Here is a 5323-nt window from a genome sequence, read left to right as displayed (position 1 = left end):
ATCCCTAATTTCTATTACTAATATTTTTAGTATAAGGCGTTTTAAATATCTATAATTCAGATATTTAAAATAAGGTATCTAAACTTAAAATTTAACTACAATTTTACCAGTCTTTCTATTTGCAGCCATTTCGTCAAGGGCTTTCACTATGTTTTCATAGGGCGTTACGAGCCCTATGATTGGCTTGATTTTATGCTTGTCTACGAACTTTACCATTTCAATAAATTCTTTGTCGCTACCCATGGTAGAGCCTTGAAGTGTGATTTGGTTCCAGAACATCCTGTACATGTCTAGTGATGATGGCAAGCCATTGGTGGCTCCATAAAAAACAATCCGGCCAGAAGGCTTCATCACCTTAATAAAATCATTGATCTGATCTCCACCGGCACTGTCGATTACCACATCAAACCCTCCTTTTGATTGCCACGAATTTTTAAACCAATCTTTGCTTTTATAATTATAGGCAGCTGATGCTCCCATCTTAAGGGCTTGTTCCAACTTAGACTCACTCCCACTAGTGACAAATACATTGGCTCCCGTTGCTTTAGCAAACTGAAAAGCAAACTGGGCCACACCCCCACCAAAACCAGAGATCAACACATTCTTTCCTTCACTAATTTTACCATGATGGAAACAGGCTCTGTAAGCAGTTAGACCTGCCAAAGGAAATGCTGCACTCTCTTCACTCGACAAGTGCTTGGGTTTTTCAACAAGGCGATCTGCCCCGACTAATACATATTCTGCAAACGTACCATTGGTAGGCATACCCAAAATCGTATACTCTCTGGACTGCACCTCATCGTTATCTCCCCAATTGATATTTGGGTTTATAATAACTTGCTTCCCTACCCATTTCTTTTCTTTTGAGCTGCCAGCTTCAACTACTTCTCCGGCCCCATCAGAACCTAAGATAGAATCTAATTGTATGTTTGGGTATTTGCCTTCTCTAATAAACTGATCGCGTTTATTAAGTGCTGCCGCTTTCAGTTTGACTAATACCTCTGCTTGTTGAGGTGTAGGTTTCTCTTTTTCTACTATTTGTAGATTGCCTGGTTTTGTTAATACAAGTGCCTTCATATATCAAATGTATGAAGGAATTTGAAGCTCTCATTGTGCTTTATTAAAAAACTATTTCCGCTACAATACCACCCGCAAAAGAAAAAGCTGCAGCGAGGCTACAGCTTTTGAACTAATTATTTTCATATTAAAAGTATGACTGTTAGAATGGTGCGTCTTCATCAGGACCACTGTACCCAAAGCCTGAGTCTTCACTTTTACTATCTCCGTCATTTAGCTTACTACCAAGTGTGATTGTATTAGAAGATGAATCACCAAACTCTGATGGAATACCACCGCCTGACGGGAAGTCTCCTCCAAATCCACCGGTATCGAGGTCAGCAAATTTGGTAAACTTGCCGATAAACTTAAGGTTAACATTCTCTAGCGAACCGTTTCTGTGCTTAGCAATAATTACCTCACCCGTACCCACGGTTGGCATACCACTTTCATCTTCAGTAATACCATAATACTCAGGTCGGTAAAGGAACATTACCATATCCGCGTCCTGCTCGATTGATCCTGATTCCCTAAGGTCAGAAAGCTGAGGCCTTTTATCTCCTCCTCTTGTTTCCACAGCTCTACTCAACTGAGAAAGTGCAATTACAGGCACATCTAATTCTTTGGCGATACCCTTAAGCGCTCGGGATATTGAAGCAATCTCCTGCTCCCTGTTTCCACCACCTTTTGACGAATCCCCACTCATCAGCTGCAGGTAGTCAATTACAATAAGCTGTACATCGTGCTGAGCTTTCAATCTTCGACACTTCGCTCTTAATTCCAGAATAGATAAGGCTGGAGTATCATCAATAAAAATAGGCGCCTTACTTAATTTATTTGTTTTATGAATAAGCTGCTCCCACTCATAATCAGCAAGACTACCCTTTTTAATTTTTTCACTTTCCAGCTCTGCCTCGGCAGAAATAAGCCTGTTTACCAGCTGTACAGAAGACATCTCCAGTGAGAAAATAGCCACTGCGTGATTAAAATCAACAGCCGCGTTTCTAAGTGCAGAAACAACGAAGGCCGTTTTACCCATACCAGGACGGGCAGCTATAATAACCAAATCCGACTTTTGCCATCCAGAAGTTACTCTGTCTAATGCACTAAAGCCTGTGGCAATACCCGTGAGTCCATCTGTGTGGTTTTTTCTTTCTTCCAGCTCAGTGATCGCCTGAGCCATAAGAGACTGCATGTTATCGTAATTTTTACGAATGTTTGCCTCAGAAATTTCAAAAAGCGACTGTTCAGTTTTATCTAATAGGTGAAAAACGTCTGTCGTGTCTTCATAGGCATCAGTATGAATCTCAGAAGCTACCTTTATCAACTCTCGCTTTATAGACATTTCTATTACCACACGAGCGTGATATTCGATGTTGGCCGCGGAGCTTACTTTAGAGGTAAGTTCTGCCAGGTAGTACGACCCGCCAATCACTTCTAACTTTCCGTTTTTACGAAGTTTAGCAGCGACAGTACGCATGTCTACCGGTTCCGCATTGTTAAATAACTCGGTGATGGCCAGGTAAATTTCCTTATGAGCGTCTGAGTAGAAGCTTTCAGGCTTTAAAATGTCGATTACTGTTGTTAAAGCATCTTTTTCGAGCATCAAAGCCCCTAAAACAGCTTCTTCCAAATCAATCGCTTGTGGTGGTAATTTGCCTAAACTGTCTCCAAGATCTCTGGCTAATCTATTGGACTTGTGGCCCACCCGAAGTGACGATGATTTGTTTTCCATATACGATTTGTTACTTGTGTTTTCTGATTGGTTTTTCAAACCTAAAAATAATTTCGCGATCGAACAATTTGGCGTGTTTTCAGACGCTTTCAACATCAATTCACAACCAAATCATAGGTAGCTGCAAATGAATCAAAAAAATGCTCATTACCCCAGCGGGTTATCAACAATTAAAAAAAAATTATACACACGATGTGGATAAGTATGTTGAAAAATCATCAGGTTATTAACAAAAAATTCTTATATCCACATAAGTTATCAACAATCTGGAAAGCAATAAAATTGCCTCGGATTATAATTTTTTATCTTTACTTTTGAAGCTTAATCTAAATCGACAATGACTGAATCTCCTCAAAAAATTCATTTTATAGCCATAGGCGGTAGTATTATGCATAACCTGGCAATCGCCTTACACAGCGCTGGTCATAAGATTACTGGCTCAGATGATGAAATTTTTGAGCCATCTCGCTCTCATCTGGCCGATCATAACCTACTCCCTGAAACTGAGGGATGGAATGAAGATAGAATAACAAACGATCTCGATGCCGTAGTCGTAGGTATGCACGCCAGAGAAGACAACCCAGAGCTTAAAAAAGCCAAAGATTTAGGTATTAAGATTTACTCTTTTCCTGAGTACATTTCTGAGCGATCTGAGGACAAGCAGCGTGTGGTGATAGCTGGTAGCCATGGCAAGACTACCATTACCTCAATCATTATGCATGTGTTGAAGTATTTTGACCGGGAATTTGATTATGCTGTAGGTGCTCATATCAAAGGGTTTGACACCATGGTGCGCCTTTCAGATGCTCCTATTATTATTATAGAAGGTGACGAATATTTATCATCTCCAACTGACCCAACGCCTAAATTCTTAAAATACCATCACCATATCGGACTCATCAGTGGCATTGCATGGGATCATATCAATGTATTCCCAAATGAAGATGAGTATATGAAGCAATTTGAAATTTTTGCCGATGCTACCCCAAAAGGAGGCTCTTTAGCGTATTGCGAAGAAGATGCAATGGCAACAGTTATTGGAAACAAAGAGCGAGAAGACGTGCATAGACTTCCTTACCAGACACATGCTCACATCATAGAAAATGGGGAAACATACCTGACTGTAGGAAATGATCGTATTCATACCAAATTATTTGGCAAGCACAACCTACAAAATATCAACGGGGCTAAAGAAGTACTGAAAAAAATCGGGATATCTGAAGACCAGTTCTATCAGGCGATTCCTAGCTTTGAAGGGGCTGACAAAAGGCTTGAGTTGGTAAAAGAAAATGGCAACTCTTCGATTTTTAAAGATTATGCCCACGCCCCATCAAAAGTAAAAGCCACTACCCTCGCTGTTAAAGAGCAGCACCCGGAAAGAGAGTTAATAGCCTGCCTTGAGTTACATACTTTCAGTAGTTTGAATAAGGACTTTTTAAACGAATACAAAGGAACCATGAAATATGCCAACCAACCGGTTATCTATTTCAATCCTAGAACCATCGCACATAAAAAATTAGAGCCAATTTCTGCTGAGGAGATAAAGAAAGCTTTTGCAGAACCAAGGCTTGAGGTTTTCGATGACTCAAACAAAATGCTCGATTTCCTAAAGCAACAAAACTGGACTGACAAAAACCTCCTCATGATGAGCTCTGGCACATTTAACCAGCTCAATTTTGAAGACCTAAAAGATATTATTTAAAGAGAAGACACTTTTCGTAACAATGACATTGCATTTAAAGAACCCGCTTACATTTTTTGACCTAGAAACTACCGGTACCAATATAGTAAAAGACAGAATTGTTGAAATATCTGTGGTAAAGGTGATGCCAAATGGAGAAGTGATCACTAAAACCAATAAGGTAAATCCCACTGTGGCGATTCCTCATGAAACCAGCCTGATTCACGGTATTTATGATGAGGATATAAAAGACTGTCCTACTTTTAAAAATATAGCTAAGAGTTTTGCTCAATTCTTAGAAGGCTCAGACCTGGCTGGTTTTAATATCTTAAAGTTTGATGTTCCTATGCTTGTGGAAGAATTCATCAGAGCTGGTGTAGACTTTGATGTGAGCAAGAGAAAGTTAGTTGATGCCCAAAAGATCTTCCATATGATGGAAAAGCGTACTTTATCAGCTGCTTATAAATTTTACTGTGGCAAGACCTTAGATGACGCACATAGTGCTGAAGCTGATACAAAAGCTACACTAGAAGTGCTTAAAGCTCAGGTTGAAAAATATCAGGGACAGGAAGTAGTAGATAATCTTGGTAATAAAATTGGAGTCATTGAAAATGATGTAGAGACACTTCACAACCTCACCAAATCTAATCTTGTCGACCTTGCAGGCAGAGTTGTACTAAACAGAGATGGTATCGAGGTCTTTAATTTTGGCAAACACAGGAATACTCCTGTTACACTTGTATTTAAAAAAGACCCGAGTTATTACGACTGGATGATGAAAGGTGATTTTCCTCAGAACACAAAGCAAGTGTTAACCGAAATTAAACTAAGAGCTTTTGCCAGAGGTTAAG

General features: G+C 39.7%; 4 protein-coding genes. 2 read left to right on the top strand and 2 right to left on the bottom strand.

Annotation, left to right across the window (positions count from 1 at the left end):
• Positions 1–84: 84 nt before the first annotated feature.
• The gene (locus E1176_RS06860; protein ID WP_155209864.1) at positions 85–1077 is read right to left on the bottom strand and encodes a quinone oxidoreductase family protein; all 993 of its coding nucleotides are present in this window, start codon (positions 1075–1077) and stop codon (positions 85–87) included.
• A 142-nt stretch (positions 1078–1219) separates the two neighbouring features.
• Positions 1220–2791 (bottom strand): replicative DNA helicase, encoded by a 1572-nt coding sequence (gene dnaB / locus E1176_RS06855; RefSeq protein WP_185152678.1) that lies wholly within the window; start codon positions 2789–2791, stop codon positions 1220–1222.
• Positions 2792–3128: 337 nt separating this feature from the next.
• On the opposite strand from dnaB, the gene E1176_RS06850 reads away from it, so the two are divergent.
• Together E1176_RS06850 and E1176_RS06845 are read left to right on the top strand one after the other, a co-directional pair.
• Positions 3129–4493, top strand: a complete 1365-nt coding sequence (locus E1176_RS06850) for a UDP-N-acetylmuramate--L-alanine ligase (RefSeq protein ID WP_155209862.1) — start codon at positions 3129–3131, stop codon at positions 4491–4493.
• Positions 4494–4515: 22 nt separating this feature from the next.
• On the top strand, positions 4516–5322 hold the full coding sequence (locus E1176_RS06845) for a 3'-5' exonuclease (RefSeq protein WP_155209861.1): 807 nt from the start codon (positions 4516–4518) through the stop codon (positions 5320–5322).
• The last annotated feature ends 1 nt before the right edge of the window (position 5323 follow it).

Origin of the sequence: Fulvivirga aurantia (assembly GCF_009711475.1) — a bacterium.
In the GTDB taxonomy this organism is placed as follows: Bacteria; Bacteroidota; Bacteroidia; order Cytophagales; family Cyclobacteriaceae; genus Fulvivirga; species Fulvivirga aurantia.
Note: the sequence above shows the minus strand (reverse complement) of the source record. Positions and strands in the feature narration are given on the sequence as shown.

Excerpts from the sequence above, each read along its gene's own strand:
- E1176_RS06860 (WP_155209864.1), bottom strand. The coding sequence starts at position 1,077 with ATGAAGGCACTTGTATTAACAAAACCAGGCAATCTACAAATAGTAGAA.
- dnaB (WP_185152678.1), bottom strand. The coding sequence starts at position 2,791 with ATGGAAAACAAATCATCGTCACTTCGGGTGGGCCACAAGTCCAATAGA.
- E1176_RS06850 (WP_155209862.1), top strand. The coding sequence starts at position 3,129 with ATGACTGAATCTCCTCAAAAAATTCATTTTATAGCCATAGGCGGTAGT.
- E1176_RS06845 (WP_155209861.1), top strand. The coding sequence starts at position 4,516 with ATGACATTGCATTTAAAGAACCCGCTTACATTTTTTGACCTAGAAACT.